This is a genomic window from Deltaproteobacteria bacterium (assembly GCA_016930875.1).
Classification (GTDB): Bacteria; Desulfobacterota; Desulfobacteria; order Desulfobacterales.
In genome coordinates, this window is record JAFGFW010000055.1 from 21524 (window position 1) to 39262 (window position 17739).

Annotated in this window: 15 protein-coding genes; all 15 read left to right on the top strand. The window is 50.6% G+C overall.

Annotated features, from left to right (window positions below; all coding sequences use genetic code 11):
• Nucleotides 1-2 precede the first annotated feature (2 nt).
• Nucleotides 3-1661, top strand: a complete 1659-nt coding sequence (gene ilvD / locus JW883_05790; GenBank protein ID MBN1841778.1) for a dihydroxy-acid dehydratase — start codon at nucleotides 3-5, stop codon at nucleotides 1659-1661.
• Nucleotides 1658-3442: a biosynthetic-type acetolactate synthase large subunit gene (ilvB, locus tag JW883_05795; GenBank protein MBN1841779.1), complete on the top strand. Its 1785-nt coding sequence runs from the start codon at nucleotides 1658-1660 to the stop codon at nucleotides 3440-3442. Before ilvD ends, ilvB begins: the two co-directional genes overlap by 4 nt.
• A gap of 14 nt (nucleotides 3443-3456) precedes the next feature.
• Complete coding sequence (gene ilvN, locus JW883_05800) at nucleotides 3457-3939, top strand: acetolactate synthase small subunit (GenBank protein MBN1841780.1); 483 nt, start codon at nucleotides 3457-3459, stop codon at nucleotides 3937-3939.
• Between the two features lie 37 nt (nucleotides 3940-3976).
• Nucleotides 3977-5032, top strand: a complete 1056-nt coding sequence (gene ilvC / locus JW883_05805) for a ketol-acid reductoisomerase (GenBank protein ID MBN1841781.1) — start codon at nucleotides 3977-3979, stop codon at nucleotides 5030-5032.
• 456 nt (nucleotides 5033-5488) lie between these two features.
• Nucleotides 5489-6736 carry a transcription termination factor Rho gene (gene rho / locus JW883_05810; protein ID MBN1841782.1) on the top strand — a complete coding sequence of 416 codons (1248 nt, stop codon included), beginning with the start codon at nucleotides 5489-5491 and terminating at the stop codon, nucleotides 6734-6736.
• Nucleotides 6737-6825: 89 nt separating this feature from the next.
• Nucleotides 6826-7047, top strand: coding sequence for a 50S ribosomal protein L31 (gene rpmE, locus JW883_05815; GenBank protein ID MBN1841783.1), 222 nt, complete (start codon nucleotides 6826-6828; stop codon nucleotides 7045-7047).
• Nucleotides 7040-8125 carry a peptide chain release factor 1 gene (gene prfA / locus JW883_05820; GenBank protein ID MBN1841784.1) on the top strand — a complete coding sequence of 362 codons (1086 nt, stop codon included), beginning with the start codon at nucleotides 7040-7042 and terminating at the stop codon, nucleotides 8123-8125. The genes rpmE and prfA overlap by 8 nt, the downstream gene beginning before the upstream one ends.
• Entirely contained in the window at nucleotides 8115-8999 is an 885-nt protein-coding gene (prmC, locus tag JW883_05825) for a peptide chain release factor N(5)-glutamine methyltransferase (GenBank protein MBN1841785.1), read from the top strand. Before prfA ends, prmC begins: the two co-directional genes overlap by 11 nt.
• Nucleotides 9000-9080: 81 nt before the next feature.
• Entirely contained in the window at nucleotides 9081-9395 is a 315-nt protein-coding gene (locus JW883_05830; protein ID MBN1841786.1) for a hypothetical protein, read from the top strand.
• Entirely contained in the window at nucleotides 9392-10246 is an 855-nt protein-coding gene (locus JW883_05835; protein MBN1841787.1) for an HDOD domain-containing protein, read from the top strand. The genes JW883_05830 and JW883_05835 overlap by 4 nt, the downstream gene beginning before the upstream one ends.
• The gene (locus JW883_05840) at nucleotides 10243-11220 is read left to right on the top strand and encodes a diguanylate cyclase (protein MBN1841788.1); all 978 of its coding nucleotides are present in this window, start codon (nucleotides 10243-10245) and stop codon (nucleotides 11218-11220) included. The genes JW883_05835 and JW883_05840 overlap by 4 nt, the downstream gene beginning before the upstream one ends.
• Before the next feature lie 151 nt (nucleotides 11221-11371).
• Complete coding sequence (locus tag JW883_05845; GenBank protein ID MBN1841789.1) at nucleotides 11372-12223, top strand: substrate-binding domain-containing protein; 852 nt, start codon at nucleotides 11372-11374, stop codon at nucleotides 12221-12223.
• A 336-nt stretch (nucleotides 12224-12559) separates the two neighbouring features.
• Nucleotides 12560-13951, top strand: coding sequence for a TldD/PmbA family protein (locus JW883_05850; GenBank protein ID MBN1841790.1), 1392 nt, complete (start codon nucleotides 12560-12562; stop codon nucleotides 13949-13951).
• A gap of 548 nt (nucleotides 13952-14499) precedes the next feature.
• On the top strand, nucleotides 14500-15495 hold the full coding sequence (locus tag JW883_05855; protein ID MBN1841791.1) for a TIGR00266 family protein: 996 nt from the start codon (nucleotides 14500-14502) through the stop codon (nucleotides 15493-15495).
• Nucleotides 15496-15970: 475 nt separating this feature from the next.
• Nucleotides 15971-17557, top strand: coding sequence for a response regulator (locus tag JW883_05860; protein ID MBN1841792.1), 1587 nt, complete (start codon nucleotides 15971-15973; stop codon nucleotides 17555-17557).
• Nucleotides 17558-17739: the final 182 nt, after the last annotated feature.

Below are 17739 nucleotides of genomic sequence, written 5' to 3' on the forward strand. Positions count from 1 at the left end.
GGATGAAAAGTGACAGCGTAAAATCGGGCGTGGAGCGATCTCCTCATCGTGCCTTGTTTAAGGCCATGGGGTATACGGATGAAGAGCTGCGCAGGCCTTTGGTGGGGATTGCAAATTCGGCCAACGATATCATACCCGGCCACGTTGAGCTGGAGCGAATTGTCTCTGCCGTAAAGGCGGGTATCCGCATGGGGGGCGGCACACCTATGGCTTTTGGTACCATTGGGATTTGCGATGGCATTGCCATGAATCACATTGGGATGAAGTACTCTCTTGCAAGCCGAGAGCTGATAGCAGACTCCATTGAGGTGATGGCCATTGCTCATGCCTTTGATGCTATGGTGATGGTCACAAACTGTGATAAGATCGTGCCTGGCATGCTCATGGCAGCAGCTCGGCTGAATTCACCCGCCATTGTGGTGAGTGGGGGCCCTATGCTGGCCGGCACGCATGACAGGAAGAAGGTAGACCTCGTGAGTGTATTTGAAGGGGTAGGGGCTGTCAGATCCGGCAAGATGACTGAGGCGGAACTGGCGAATATCGAAGACACCGCATGTCCCACGTGCGGTTCCTGTGCAGGCATGTTTACGGCCAATTCCATGAATTGCCTGACTGAGGCCATCGGCATGGGACTTCCCGGCAACGGTACCATTCCGGCCGTTATGGCCGCACGCACGCGTCTGGCCAAAGAGGCAGGGATGAAGATAATGATGCTTCTGAAAGAGAAAATAACCCCTCAAAAAATCATGACTGAAAAGGCATTTGCAAATGCCATGGCGGTAGATATGGCCCTGGGGTGTTCTACCAACACGGTTCTGCATTTAATGGCCATTGCCGCGGAGACTGGTGTCAGAATCGATCTTGATGCCTTTAATCGTGTGAGTGAAAAGACAGCCCACCTCTGCAGTCTGAGTCCGGCAGGAAGACATCACATGGAGGATCTGGACCGGGCCGGCGGTGTGGGCGCCGTGATGAAGGAACTATCACGAAAAGGGCTAATCAATGTAAAATGCCTGACTGTTACAGGCAGATCGGTCAAAGAGAATATCGAAGAGAGCCGAATCATGGATAGAAGTGTCATTCGTCCCATGGAAAGACCATATCACAGGCATGGTGGTCTTGCAGCGCTTTTCGGCAACATGGCTCCTTCAGGATGTGTGGTAAAGCAATCTGCGGTGGTGCGACGAATGCTTTGCCATGAGGGACCTGCCCGCGTTTTTGACAGCGAGGAAAAGGCCACCTCTGCCATTATGGCAGGCAGTATTAACAAAGGGGATGTGGTGATTATCCGTTATGAGGGGCCCAAAGGCGGACCAGGGATGCGTGAGATGCTTGTGCCCACGTCTGCCATCTCGGGTATGGGCCTTGATGCAGACGTGGCTTTGATCACTGACGGCAGATTTTCCGGGGGAACCCGTGGGGCCGCCATAGGGCATGTATCACCCGAAGCCATGGAGGGCGGGGCGATTGCCATTGTTAAAAACGGTGACAGGATCGACATCAATATTCCCAAACGGCGAATTACATTAAAGGTTTCTGACAAGGAGATTGAGGAGAGGCTTTCAAAATGGCGTCCTCCCAAGCCCAAGATTTCCAAGGGATATATGGCGCGATACGCTCGCGCGGTGTCATCTGGGGGAGAGGGAGCTGTGGTGAGATGATAGGAATTGAGGAATCTAGAATTGAGGAATTGGCGGAAATCCATTCAATTGCTGAATCGCTCAATTATTTGTGTGTAACAGGAGGAAATAGAGTGAAAACACTTACAGGAGCACAGATCATCATGGCCGTCCTGAAGGAAGAGGGCGTTAAGACCATCTTTGGTTTCCCGGGCGGCGTTATTATTGACATTTTTGACGAGCTCGCCAAGACGGATATACAGCTTATCCTGGTGCGCCACGAACAGGGGGCGGCCCATGCGGCAGACGGCTACGCGCGGGCAAAGAGCAGTGTGGGCGTTTGCCTGGTCACCTCCGGTCCTGGGGCCACGAACACTGTTAGCGGGCTTGCATCTGCCTATATGGATTCTATTCCGGTAGTTGCGCTCACAGGCCAGGTGCCCACCAAGTTAATCGGAACCGATGCCTTCCAGGAAGTCGATATTGTAGGAATCACCCGGCCTTGCACCAAGCACAACTATCTTGTGAAACGTACAGATGACCTTGCCAGAGTACTAAAAGAGGCCTTTCATGTTGCACGATCAGGACGCCCAGGTCCGGTCTTGGTCGATCTTCCCAAGGATGTGAGTCAAGGCAAGGCAAGATACAAACCCTTGCCGAAACCCAAGATGCCCTCCTACAATCCCACGTACAAACCCAATGTTAAGCAATTGCGGCGGGCGGTGGAGCTTGTTAAGAGAGCAAAAAGACCGGTTGTTTTTTCCGGAGGCGGAGTCATCCTTTCAGGGGCATCCAAGGAATTGACCAACTTTGCCAAGAAATTGCACGCTCCTGTCACAGCCTCTCTGATGGGTCTTGGCGGTTTTCCGGGCACCGATCCTCTCTGGCTGGGAATGCTGGGTATGCACGGCACATACCGCGCCAACATGGCGATCGAGGGATGCGACCTCTTAATCGGCATTGGTGTGCGCTTTGATGACAGGGTGACCGGCAAGGTTGAAGCGTTTGCACCAAATGCAAAGATCATCCATGTTGATATCGACCCTACTTCTATCAGCAAGAATATCCCTGTTACGGTCCCAATCGTTGGTGATTGCAGGGCCTCCCTAAGGGAGATTAACGGCCTCCTTGATGATGAAAAGGTGAGGTTTTCCAAGAAAAGCCGCAAACCCTGGCTTGACCAGATAGAAAAATGGAAAAATACCCAGCCATTAAGATATGAACAGGGAGATGCAATAAAACCCCAGTGTGTAGTTGAAAAGCTCTACGAACTGACACAGGGCAAAGCCATCATTACCACTGAGGTGGGACAGAACCAAATGTGGGCGGCTCAGTATTACCACTTTGATAGCCCAAATTGTTTCATTACCTCTGGCGGACTTGGGTGTATGGGTTTTGGTTTGCCTGCTGCCATTGGGGCGCAGGCGGCTTGTCCTGATAGGCTCGTGGTAGACGTGGCTGGAGACGGGAGTATTCAGATGAATATCCAGGAGCTGGCCACGGCCGTGCAATACAACTTGCCGGTGAAGGTGGTTATCTTAAATAACAGGTATCTTGGTATGGTACGGCAGTGGCAGGAACTCTTTTACAAAAAGCGCTACACGGCTACAGACATGGAATGCGCCCCTGATTTTGCGAAGCTTGCCGAGGCCTATGGGGCCTTAGGCCTGAAGGCCACGAAGCCCGAAGAGGTTGTTTCCGTACTCAAGCAAGGGCTCAAGAGCCCGGGTCCTGCCATAATGGACTTTTGGGTGGCTCGTGAAGAAGGTGTGTACCCCATGGTCCCTGCAGGGGCCGCTTTAAGTGAAATGCTTCTAGTCTAAAACGGAGATTACTTATGCAGAAACATACGATATCGCTGTTGGTGGACAATGAGCCGGGGGTGCTTTCCCGGGTGGCAGGCCTGTTTAGTGGCCGCGGTTTCAACATAGAGAGCCTGTGCGTGGCAGAGACCCTTGACCCCCTGGTTTCCCGCATGACACTCGTAACGCGGGGAGACGATGCCGTTGCAGAACAGATTATGAAACAGCTCAACAAGCTCATTAACGTCATGAAGGTCCATGACCTGACCGGAACGGAATATGTGGAGCGTGAAATGGCCCTGGTCAAAGTCAAGACCAAGGCAGATTCCAGGGCGGAACTCTTGAGGATTGTTGATATTTTCAGGTGCAAAGTCGTTGACGTGAGTCCCACGCACTACACGCTCGAAGTGACCGGTACGGCCGAGAAGCTTGCAGCCATCTTGAGCCTTCTAAAGCCCATGGGGGTTAAGGAGATTGCCCGCACAGGGGCGATTGCGCTGGCGAGGGAGAAAAAATAAAATCGCTACGCGATTTTGTAAAACAAGGAGAATACCTATGGCAAAGATCAATTTTGGTGGTGTCTGGGAGGACGTGGTGACCTCGGAAGAATTTTCTTTGGAGAAGGCGAGAGAGGTCTTGGCTGATGAGACTGTGGCAGTGCTGGGCTATGGTGTGCAGGGTCCTGCCCAGGCGTTGAACATGAAAGACAATGGGATTTCGGTCATCGTGGGCCAGCGCGAGGGTGGCAAGTCCTGGGAAAAGGCTGTCCACGACGGTTTTGTGCCGGGCGAGACCCTTTTTTCGTTGGAAGAGGCGGCCGAGCGGGCTACCATAGTCCAGTATCTCATATCTGATGCCGGCCAGATGGCAGCTTGGCCGAGGCTGAAACCGTTGCTAAAAGAGGGAGATGCCCTCTATTTTTCCCACGGTTTTTCCATTGTTTACAGCGATCAGACCGGAGTGGTCCCCCCGAATAACATTGACGTAATTCTGGTTGCTCCAAAGGGTTCTGGAAGAAATGTGCGATTGAATTTCCTGGACGGAAGCGGCATCAACGGAAGTTACGCGGTTTATCAGGATTTTACTGGCCGGGCAAAGGAGAAAGCCATTGCATTAGGCATAGCCATCGGGTCCGGATACCTGTTTCCGACGACCTTCAAAAATGAGGTGTACAGTGACCTGACCGGAGAGCGCGGGGTTCTTATGGGCTGCCTGGAGGGCGTGTTTGAGGCCCAGTACAGTATATTGCGCAAACACGGACACAGCCCCAGCGAGGCATTCAACGAAACGGTAGAAGAGTTGACCCAGAGCCTGATTCGCCTTGTGGCTGAAAACGGCATGGACTGGATGTATTACAACTGCAGCACAACGGCCCAGAGAGGAGCGCTGGATTGGAGGCACAGATTCCGCAATGCGGTCACACCTGTCTTTGAGGAGCTTTACCAGAGTGTCGTTTCGGGACAAGAGACCAAGCTCGTGCTTGAAGCCAACAGTGCGCCGGATTATAGTGAAAGGCTCGCAGAAGAGCTGGAAGAGATGAAAAACTCCGAGATGTGGCAAGCTGGAGCTGCCGTTCGTGGCCTGAGACCGGAAAACAGGAAAAAGCCATAGGGAAAAACATGCGTCATGGCAGTGAAAAGGCTTGACATGCTGGGAGATGTGTCATAAAATATTAAAAAATCCTACCTAGGAGAGCATACATAAAGAAAAAAACCAAACAGTTTCTTCATTTTATATATCACAGACAATAAGACACTGCCACTTACCCCCTTTATTTACGAAGAGGAATCAATCCTTTTTTTTTCAGATAGTGTCCCTACATAACAGCGTGATTGCTTTTGTCTTGGAATGTTTCCGGGACCAGCGGTTTTTGGTAAAAAGTTTTGGCATTCTTTCATTTTCCATCATTCCATTAGATGTCCGTCTACCTGAGTACACAAGCTAACACCCAAACAGTGTCAATTACTTTTTGATTTCAATGAAGGATGCCAAAGTTTTTTTGTAAATATGTGAAACCACGTCTTCCGGGCGCGGATTCTTTACTAACCGACTAAAGGAAAGAAATCTATGAACTTAGTGGAGTTAAAGGCCTTGAAAGTCAGCAAACTGACTTCAATGGCCAGAAAATTCAATGTCGAGGGCGCCTCAAGCATGCGAAAACAGGAGGTAATTTTTGCGCTTCTGCAAGCACAAACCGAAAAAAACGGCTTGATCTATGGGGAGGGCGTTCTCGAGATTCTGCCAGACGGATTTGGCTTTCTCAGGGCGACGGACTATAGTTACCTGCCCGGACCTGATGATATCTATATTTCACCGTCCCAGATCCGACGTTTTAACCTGAGCACAGGTGACACAGTTTCGGGACAGATTCGGCCGCCCAAGGATAATGAGCGGTATTTTGCCCTTCTTAAGGTGGAAGCGGTTAACTTTGAAGATCCTGAGAAATCAAGGGATAAGATACTCTTTGACAATCTAACCCCCTTGTATCCTGATCGGAGAATCATGCTTGAAAGAGAACCCGACAACTATTGCATGCGGATAATGGATCTCCTAACACCCATAGGGTTTGGTCAGAGGGGCCTGATCGTGTCAGCCCCGAGGACCGGCAAGACCATGTTATTGCAAAACATTGCAAATAGCATCAACGCAAACCATAAGGATGTTGTTCTGATCGTTCTGCTTATCGACGAACGCCCGGAAGAGGTCACTGACATGGCGCGTTCGGTGAAAGCGGAGGTGATTAGTTCTACTTTTGATGAACCGCCGCATAGGCACGTGCAAGTGGCTGAGATGGTCCTTGAGAAGGCCAAGCGACTGGTGGAGAGCAAACGTGATGTGGTCATCCTGTTGGACAGTATCACCCGCCTTGCCCGAGCGTACAACACCGTGGTTCCGCCAAGTGGCAAAATTCTGTCTGGTGGAGTGGACTCCAATGCGCTGCATCGGCCGAAACGCTTTTTTGGCGCTGCTCGCAACATAGAAGAGGGAGGGAGCCTTACCATCGTTGCCACAGCTCTTATTGACACGGGAAGCCGAATGGATGAGGTGATCTTTGAAGAATTTAAGGGGACTGGCAACCTGGAGTTGCAGTTGGACCGAAAGCTCTCTGATAAACGGATATTTCCTGCCATTGACATCAACCGGTCAGGGACCAGAAAGGAGGAGCTGCTTCTCGAACCCGAGGTCCTGAACCGGGCCTGGATCTTGCGAAAGCTGCTATCATCCTTGAATCCTGTGGACAGCATGGAGTTTTTGCTTGAAAAGATGAAGGGAACTGATAATAATAAAGATTTTTTGGACTTGATGAACAGTTAGTTTCCTGTTCGAGAACCACCGTCTGAGTTTGGTGTTGATCGAGAATGACTGCTACTGAATAACGAATCACGACGAGGAGGAAGAATTACATGAAGAAGGACTTACATCCTGATTATTATCAGACTGCAATTCATTGTGCGTGCGGCAATGTGGTGGAGGCAGGATCTACAAAGAAGGACATCCGGGTTGAAATTTGCTCGAAGTGCCACCCCTTTTTTACCGGAAAACAGAAATTGGTTGACACTGCCGGTCGCATTGAACGGTTCCGAAAGAAGTACGCCAATTTTGAGGCGAACAAGAAAAATGCTTGATAAGCTAGCAGGGGTTGAGGAACGCTTTGACAAGCTCGAAGGGCTTCTCAGTGATCCCGAAGTCATAAAAGACCAACAGGCCTATAAGCACTATAGTATGGAACATGCGGAGTTGAGTAAGATCGTTTCCGTCTTTCGCAAATACAAACAGGTGGCCGAGGATATTGAAGAATCCAAGGATCTGCTCAAGGAGGGTGATGAGGAGATCAAGGAACTGGCAAGAGAAGATATCCAGATTTCCACAGAGCGCCTCAAAGAGCTTGAAGGCGACTTGAGGTGGCTCCTGATACCAAAGGATCCAAACGACGAAAAGAATGTCGTTTTGGAAATCCGGGCCGGCACTGGCGGTGAAGAGGCCGGGCTTTTTGCCGCAGACCTTTTCAAGATGTACAGCAAGTATGCAGAAAGCATTGGCTGGAAGGTGGAGATCTTGAGCAGCCATGCTACCGGCGTAGGGGGGCTCAAAGAGATCATTGTCCTAATCAAGGGCAAAGGGGCTTACAGTAGTCTCAAATACGAAAGCGGCACTCACAGGGTCCAGCGTGTGCCTGTGACCGAATCCCAGGGAAGGATCCATACCTCTGCCGTCACTGTGGCTGTTCTCCCCGAGGCTGAAGAGGTGGATGTGAAAATAGAGCCGGACGAAATCAGAGTGGATGTCTTCCGCTCCACCGGTCCGGGGGGACAGAGTGTAAACACAACAGATTCAGCCGTGCGCATAACGCACCTTCCCACAGGGGTAGTAGTGAGTTGTCAGGACGAAAAATCGCAGCATAAGAACAGGGCTAAGGCCATGAAGGTCCTGCGGGCCCGTCTTTACGAAAAGATGCTTTCCGAGCAGAACGAAAAGATATCTGCGGATCGCAAGAGTCAGGTTGGGACGGGGGATCGAAGCGAGCGTATCAGGACGTACAATTTTCCTCAGGGTCGGATAAGCGATCACCGCATCGGGCTTACCCTATACAAACTGGAGAGTGTCCTTGAAGGAGACATTGGAGAAATCATAGATAGCCTTGTAACCCATCATCAAGCCCTTGCCATTCAGAACGTCGAAACAGAGTCGAGGAATGCCGCCTGAGGCCTGGACCACCCTGAAACTTCTTAAATGGGCCACAGGTCACTTCAAATCCCACCATATTGATCAACCGCGCGCCACTGCCGAGATTCTTCTGGCTCACACCCTTGACATGGAAAGGGTGGATCTTTACGTGCATTACGATCGCCCCTTGGAAGCCAGAGAACTAGCAGTTTTTAAGGGACTGATCCAGAGACGACTGCAGCGGGAGCCCGTTGCCTACATTGTGGGCGAGAAGGGATTCTGGTCACTCGATTTGAAGGTGACACGTGATGTGTTAATCCCTCGTCCCGAGACCGAAATATTGGTGGAGGCTGCCCTTTCGATCATACCACGGCAACTATCATCAAAGCGCTTTACAATATTGGATCTTGGCACTGGGTCAGGGGGCATTATCCTTGCATTAGCTAGGGAACGACCGGGTCATCAGTTCTACGGAGTTGACTGCTCGCAAGAAGCGGTGACCCTTGCTCGGGATAATGCCAGAAGACATGAACTGGATAACGCAATTACGTTTTTGCATGGGAACTGGTTTGATGCCGTGTGTGATAAAGAGGGCTATTTCGATCTCATCGTGTCAAATCCTCCTTATATTTCCCGTGATGACCTGGGAACACTTCCTCCGGAGGTTTTGCAATATGAGCCCATTCAGGCCCTTGACGGGGGGGCTGACGGGCTGGATGCAATGCGGCTCATCATTAAGAAGGCGGGAGCATACTTGAGTCCTGGGGGGTGGCTCGTTTTTGAGATTGGCCATGATCAGCGGGATGCAGTCGAAAAGCTCATGTCAGCGTCGGGGGCTTATAGTGATGTGACAGTGATAAAAGACTACAACGGTTTTGATCGAGTGGTCCGGGCAAGGGCAATAAGAAAATAGATTTTTTGACAAAATTCAGCTTTGTGTGTTATTCAAATTCAGGCATTTTTTCTGGTTTCGCTTTTTCAGGTTAACAAGAATATGCAGAAGATACCCCTTAAGTTTGCAAAAGCTGGAATGAAGCTGGCGAAGGCGGTGAGCAACGACAGAGGAATGACCTTGTGTGGCGCAGGGACGGAGCTAACAGAAGAGACCATTGCCCGCCTGTTACGTATGGAGGTAAAGCGAATAACAGTGCTGGGGCATCCCATAGATACCGGCAGACAGGAGAAGAGCCTCAGCCAACAGATAGATGAACTTCACGTGCGTTTCAGGAAAGTTGAACGAAATCCGCTCATGGGTAAGATAAAGAACATGTTATTGCAAGTGTTGAAAGAAGGGGCGGAAGGGGAATGAGTGTCGACAAAGAGAGCTTGAGAACACGCGTTAAGGCGCTCAAGAATGTTCCGACACTTCCGGATGTTTTTGAAGCGATCAACCGTTTGGTGGAGGATCCTGATACTGCGGCAGAGGATATTGCGACCATTATATCGTCTGACCAGGCCCTGTCGGCCAAGATTCTCAGGGTCGTGAACTCTGCGTTGCACGGTTTTCCCGGCCGTATCTCAAGTGTAACACACGCGCTGATCATCCTCGGGTTCGATGTGGTACAGGGGCTTATTCTCAGCGCGTCTGTCTTTGACATGATGCTTGGCAAGGGGATGCAGGGGTTGTGGAAGCACTCTCTCGGGTGTGCCACGACTGCCGGGGTCATTGCCAGAAAAACAAACCACCCCCATCCCGAGGAGGTATCGATCGCTGCCCTGTTGCATGACATAGGAAAGGTGATCATAAAAACCGAACTTCCCGAAGAAACGTGTCGCATAGATGAGGCGATTGAAAAAAGAAAGATCTCTACGTATGAGGCAGAGGAGCAAATCCTTGGACTGAATCACAGCACTGTGGGACGGTGGCTTTGTGAAGAATGGAACCTTCCGAACAAGCTCACGGACCCAATTGCCTGTCACCACAAACCAGGTATGTCGGAGTTCGTGCAGGTGCCGACTGCCATTGTACACGTTGCCGATATCCTTGTCAGGGCGAACGGATTTGGCTTTGCAGGTGACAATCTAGTTCCTCAAATAGACCCCAAGGCCTGGGCTTTGTTGGACATCTCCGATTCCGTGCTGGAAGAGATCATCAGAGAGATGAGTGAGCAATTTGAAGATGCCGGGGACTTCCTTTCTGACGACGGCATTGTCACATGACGCATGGATCCAAAAAGATACTGATAATTGCCCGCGATTCCTCTGATGAGGATGAGATAAGGAGCCTGTTGGAAGGGCAGGGGGAGCCTTTCCTTATTCATACCGCAGAATCTTCACTCCAGGCCCTTGACATGATCTACAGTGCCCCCCCGAATCTGGTAATTATCAATCAGTCATTGCATGAAGAAGGATGGAAAGACCTGTGCAAACGGATTAAGGCCGACACAGTTTTTGGACACCTGCCCATCGTTTTGGTCCTCCAAGACTCCGGAGAGGACTTTGAGATCGACTGGGAAGACCTGCCGGTTGATGACTATCTTCAAAAGCCACTCATTGCCGGCGAGATACGGTCAAGGGTTTCTATGGTCTTTGCACGAACAGCCAGAATGCGCGATGCCAATCCACTGACCAACCTTCCGGGCAACTACTCGATCATGACTCAGATCCAAGGACGTATTGATAGTGGGTCCCCTTTTGTGGTTGCATATGTGGACCTTGACCATTTCAAGTCCTACAATGATAGGTACGGGTTTCTAAGAGGGGATGAGATTCTCAAGATGACTGCCCATCTTCTTACAAACTCCGTCCGGAAACTCGACTCGCCAGATGCCTTTGTAGGTCATGTGGGAGGAGATGACTTTGTTTTCATTGTTCCGCCCGACAGACTGGACGATGTTTGTCAGGAGATCATCGGAAATTTTGATCTGATTGTGGAGAATTTTTACGATGAAGGCGACAGGACACGCGGTTGTATTGACTCCACAAATCGTAAAGGCGAAAAGGAGCGTTTTCCCTTTGTGTCAATTTCCATAGCGGTTGTTACAAATGAGCACAGGCCTATTAAGCATATTGGTCAGGTGAGTGCAATCGCGGCAGAGGTCAAAAAACACGCCAAGTCCATGGAGGGAAGTAATTACTACAAAGACATGCGAGGTGAAGAGAAATGCCTTGAAGTGAACTGGAGGCGCAGATGAAGTTATCAGTAATCTAGGAATTAAGAACTAAGGCATTCATGAATTGCCGGAAATTCATCTAATCCATAAAGCTCGTTAACAAGGCACTTTAGCTCATTTTAGGCATTTTTACTTGCGCTACTAGATGGGGCTTTGGACATAAGGAGACAAGATGGTGGGCGCAGAGGGAAAGGTCGCTTTTCCAGTGATTCCGTCAGATCGAGGAGATGACTTGCACAACCTCGAGTTTGCTGACTCGGCTGACCTGGTTCTTTTTGTGGCAGGCAATCAATTCATGGTCATGAAAGAACTCCTCCTTGCCTTTCAGGAAGAACACCCGGATATTAAGAAAATCTTTTATGAAACACTTCCACCGGGCCTGGAGCTGAAACAGATTTTGGCGGGCGGAGCCATCTTTCGGGAAAGCGTCATAGACGTAGTTCCCGATGTCTATGCCTCTGTGACCGAAAAGGCCATGGAGCGACTTGAAGAGATGGCATTCATTTCAAGGGAAGATTATTTTCTGTATCTTCATAATCGAATTGCCTTCATGACGCCGGAAGGAAATCCTGCGCGGATAGCATCGGTTTCTGATCTTGGGCGAGAGGAGGTGCGTATTTCCCAGCCCAATCCGGAGTATGAAGACATTGCTCATTACATTATCGAGATGTATCGCCAGGCTGGTGGCGAAGACCTTGTGAACCGTATCATGGAAGAGAAGCGGGCAGAGGGGACAACGATTCTGACAATCGTGCACCACAGGGAGACCCCGATGAGGATAGCAAAGAGAACAGTTGACGTGGGTCCTGTATGGGCTACCGAGATCATGCATGCACGGCGGCAAGGCCTTGCCGTGGACGTGGTCGAACCAGGAGAACATCTGGATCAAAGGGACGACATCAACTATTATATTTGCCGTTTAAAGAATGCCGTCCACCCTGAGAACGCTGAAAAATTCCTCAATTTCATCAATTCGGTTCGTGCTCAGGGTATCTATGAAGCTTACGGCTTTGTTCCTTTGTGACCGTTTACGGGTTCAGGGTTCAAAGGTTCGGGGTTCGGAGATTGAAGGTTCACCTCACAAATCTGAACCGTTGATTCGTGAGTTCTGAATAGAGAAGGTATGAGAATAGAAGGATTCGAAGAGATTGAGGGATGGCAGTTGGCCCGCGAGTCAGATCGCAAGGTCAACGAAAAAAGGTAACCCCCTCCGGGGCGTAGGCCCTACGGGCCGGAGGCTGAACGGTTCACCCCGTTAAATAGACTTCCTTTCGGGACACAAAGTGTAATCTTTTCAAGCCGTCAGGCGCAACCTTGCGCCAAATTTAACAGGGTGAACTCTGAACCTGAGCAAGGACATATGACTACTGACTATCCCCTGGAAAAAATATTCCGAACGATTCTGAAAAATGGTGGCTCGTTTGCTGATCTCTATTATGAGTCGAGCCAGACCAATTCCATTATTTGTGATGATAACAGGATTGAAAAGGTCATTACCGGCACAGATGCCGGTGTAGGGCTTCGAGCCATCAGCGATTTCAAGACCTCCTATGCCTACAGCAACCGCTGTTCCGAGAAGGATATCCTCGCCCTTTCAGCAGATCTGGCTGGCGCCGTAAAGGCAAGCCCCCGCGCAACCGCAGCACAGGACTATCCCTTGCGGCCCCCCGTGAACCTTTTGGTGCATCTATCTCCGGGAAACATTGATACGGCCAAGAAAATTGCTATCGTTCGCGAGGCCAATAGGGCCGCCCGCGAAATGGACTCCAGGGTTCGCCAGGTCAAGGTCGTTTACAGCGACAAGCGTCAACAACTGGCCATGGCCAATTCAGAAGGGTTCCTGGTGGAGGAGGACCGCACCTATACGTTGTTCATGGTGCAGGTAGTGGCGGCCGAAAAAGAGCTTGTGCAGACGGGATATGAGCCAGTAGGCGGGCTGATGGGGTTTGAACTATTCGATGAAGTAGACCAGGTTCAGGTGGCTGAAATCGCGGCCCGTCGGGCAGTGCGGGCACTGGAGGCCAGGGAAGCGCCAAGGGGGCTCATGCCTGTCATTCTTTCGAGCGAAGCTGGCGGGACCATGATCCATGAGGCCGTGGGTCACGGCTTAGAGGCAGATCTGGCCCTTGAGGGACTTTCTGTTTACAGCAACCGTATCGGCGAGACAGTGGCCTCCCCCCTGATTACTGTGGTGGATGACGCAAAGCTCATCCAGAAGCGCGGCTCCTATGGCTATGATGACGAGGGCGTTTTAGCGCAAGAGACAGTCTTGATAGAAAAAGGGATATTGAAGGGTTATCTTTGCGACAGGCTTTATGCCATGAGATTCAACGGCGTCTCCACGGGAAACGGAAGACGTCAATCTTACAAGCACCATCCTATTGTGCGCATGTCCAACACCTATATTTCCCCCGGCAAAGATGATCCCGATACGATACTGCGAAATACCCCTGATGGGGTGCTGGTGAAAAAGATGGGCGGGGGACAGGTAAATACCGTGAATGGCGATTTCGTTTTTGAGGTCTCTGAAGGATATCTGATCCGAAACGGCCAAATAGGCGATCCTATTCGTGGCGCAACGCTCGCCGGAAATGGTCCGCAGGTGCTCCAGTCAATTGATCGTGTCGGAAATGACCTCGGATTTGGTATCGGCACCTGTGGCAAGGATGGTCAGGGCGTGCCAGTAGGTGATGCCCAGCCTACCCTCCGCATCCCCGGGATTGTAGTCGGTGGAACCTCACAATCCGGATAAACCGGGACAAAAAAAGTGCCTAACGTTTAAAATGCCTGAAGTGCCTTTTCCCAATTCCTTCAGTTTTTCCATAAGAGTGACGATGTAAAGGACAATATTTGCATCGGAGGCGCTATTATGGAACCAAGTCCGCATCCCGTGAAGAAGCAAGGATACAGAAACTTCTACTGCTTTCACTATGGGGGCTGTTTGGACCATGCGGTTAAGCATCGGTGGCGATGCTGGAATTGTTCGGAGTGTTCAAACAAATCGAGGCAAGAACCAACCGATGCGGTCCGAACCGTTAATGATTCAAACCCAATCTATGAATTGCCACCCAACTTCTCCAAGGAACTTTGGCACAGATTAGGTTAAGCGAGCCGTCAAGTTTTCTTCACGGCCGAGGAGGTGGAAAGGGTGTATTAGGTGGGTCCCTTGAGGTCCCCCTTTATCAAAGGGGATTTAGGGGGATTTTTTTGTTTGCGACTTTTCATATTGAATTTTTGAAAAAATAGAAATATCAATACCTATTTTACAACTAATGGACTACGCCTGAGGAGGAAAGATCTATGGCACAATGGCATTTAAGTTATGACGGCAAGCAGGAAGGTCCCATGGATCAATCGCAAGCAGTGGCCAGGACCCGGGCCAACCCTGATGGCTTTGCCTGGCGGGAAGGGCTTGCGGAGTGGTTGCCTATATCTCAGGTGGCGGAACTGAGCCAAGCCGCTACACGGGGCGTTGCCCCACCACTGCCCAACACCCGCACCTCGCACGAGATCGACTACAAGATCATGGGCGCTGAGATGCAGTTTGTCGAGGTGGAGCTTGATCCAGGCGAAAGCGCGGTGGCCGAGGCGGGCGCAATGATGTACAAGGACAGCTCAGTGGTGATGGAGACCGTGTTCGGGGACGCCTCGAGATCAGGCGGCGGCGGAGGGTTCATGGACAAGTTGTTGGGTGCGGGCAAACGCTTGCTCACGGGCGAGAGCCTGTTCATGACGGTCTTTACCCACAATGGCCATGGCAAGGCCCATGTTGCCTTTGGCGCGCCCTATCCGGGCAATATCATCCCGGTCACCCTGACGAACGTGGACGGCTGTCTGATCTGTCAGAAGGACAGCTTCCTTTGCGCTGCCAAGGGAGTCTCCATCGGCATTCATCTGCAGCGCAAGATCCTGACGGGTCTCTTCGGGGGCGAGGGCTTTATCATGCAGAAACTGGAGGGCGATGGTCTGGTTTTCCTGCATGCGGGCGGCACTGTGGTAAAGCGCGAACTGAAACCGGGCGAAATCCTGCACGTTGACACCGGCTGCCTGGTAGCCCTGGAGAAGAATGTGCAGTTTGAGATAGAGCAGGCCGGCAACATCAAGACCGCGCTTTTTGGCGGGGAGGGCCTTTTCTTTGCGACGCTCCACGGGCCCGGGAGGGTATGGTTGCAGTCACTGCCCTTTTCGCGTCTGGCAGGACGTATGCTCCAGGCAGCTCCGCGGCGCGGCGGCAGAAAGGGCGAGGGCTCTATCCTGGGTGGCCTGGGGGGCTTGCTTGACGGAGATAATGATTAAAGGTGGAAGCTGATTAGATCTGGAAGCTCAAGGCTCAAAGCTGCAAGTCGAAAGCTGTACGTCGGCCATATTTCTTGCGGGCTTTAAGGACAACAAATATCCAGTCTCTGCCATCTGGTATCCAGCGTCAAGTGTCGAATTTTTACTCTTTGGTTCTTTGTTTTTCCCTCTGAGGCTTCAGCTTTGAGCCCTCTGCATTTCTCCGGCCCTCAAATAGTATGCCGTGATGTGTCAAAACATTGACGGGAAACCACGCCGTCAAAATGCCGGCCCATCCTGAGACTCCACGGCTTTCTTCCCTCCTTTGATCTGATGTATATCCCGATTACGCTATTCGACCTTTTGTATGTTGGTGAAACAGACCGGCATTTTGATTGTTGGCACATTAATAGCAACGAAGAAAAGGGGCAACTGATTGCATTTACCAGAGATGGACTTTTTACGAAGCCGTCAAGTTTGACTGAGGGACATTGCAATGGCCTACATGTTGAATTACGAAGAACTGGAACAACGGGTTGAGGAGTTGGAACAGGAACTCGCTGATCAAGGTCAGGCCCTGGAGGCGCTGGATCGAGCCAAAGAGGATTGGGAAAACATGTTCGATGCGGTAAGCGACATCGTCATGGTCCTAAACGATGGTGGCCGCATTTCACGTGTGAACAGGGCTGCGGCTGAAGCCTTGAATACAAAGAAGGAAAAGCTTGTGGGCAGGAAGTGTCATGAGGTAATACACGGACGAGAGCACCCAATCGAGGACTGCCCCTTGGTTCTTACCAAAAAGACGTTGAAGCCGCACACCAAAGAAATAAACGAGTCCAATATGGGCGGGTCATGCATGTGCTCTACCTCGCTCATCCTTAATCAGGAAGGCAAACTGAGAGGTTACAGCCTGACACTGAGGGATGTCACCGAAGAGAAACGTCTCGTAAGACAAGCTCAGCATGATCAGAAGATGGAAGCAGTGGGCGCACTTGCAGGCGCCATAGCCCATGAATTCAATAATTTATTGATGGGTATTCAGGGCAATGCCTCTTTAATTATGGCTGACGCTGATCACAGCAATGCAGTGTACGAGAAAATGGAGAAGGTCGAAGGATACATAAGAAGGGGCCATGAACTCACCAAACAACTCCTGGGTTTTACCAGCGGAGGCGATTACGAGGTCAAACCAACTGATCTCAATGAACTGGTGAAGAGGAGTTCTGGAGTGTTTGGGTCAACCAGAGAAGCGATAAAGATGCGTGCGAGGTTTCAGCAGGATGTCTGGAGGGCTGAAGTGGACGAGGGCCAGATAGAACAAGTGCTGTTGAACATGTATTACAATGCCTGGCAGGCCATGGCCGAGGGCGGGGAACTTGATATTGAAACCGAAAACGTTGAATTTGACGATGACTATGCCGAGTTTTTCGGTGTGAGACGCGGTCATTATGTAAGGATCTCTATTACTGATACGGGAATCGGCATGGATCAAGCAACGCAGGCGATGATATTCGAGCCATTTTTTACAACCAAGAGAATGGGCGCTGGTCTGGGTCTTGCCTTTGCTTATCGAATAGTCCAAAACCATGGAGGCGTCATAAACGTTTACAGTGAGCAGGGCCACGGCACGACGTTTAATATCTATTTGCCGGTCTCCGAGAAGGAAGTCACAGAAGAGACAGATAGATCAGCCGAGATACTGACCGGGACGGGGACGATTCTCATGGTAGATGACGAGAGCATAATCCTTGAAGTTGGCGAGGAGATGCTGAAACAGATGGGCTACAAGGTATTGCTGGCCAGAGGTGGGAGGGAAGCGGTGGACCTCTACGAGAAGAACAAAGGTGAGATTGACCTGGTGATTTTGGATATGATTATGCCGGACATGGACGGCGGCAAGACCTATGAACGAATGAAGGAGCTCGATCCTGATGTCAAGGTTCTGCTTGCGAGTGGATACAGCGTTACCAGCCAAGTGACCCACATATTGGAACAAGGTTGTAATGGTTTCATACAAAAACCTTTCAACATGAAACGGCTATCTCACAAGATAATGGAGATTCTGGATAGGGAGAACGAATAGGGAAACAACTAAAGTTAAAGAGATTGAGGCATTCAGGAATTGGAATTAAGCAAACAGAGAAAACAGGGATTTCACAACTAACAAGCTAAGGGTTTGCGAAGAAATAAATTTGCATTTTCAGGAGTCGAGGCGCACGCATGGCAAGGCGCGAGGAGGGCGAATAGCAAGCTATTTAACCGACG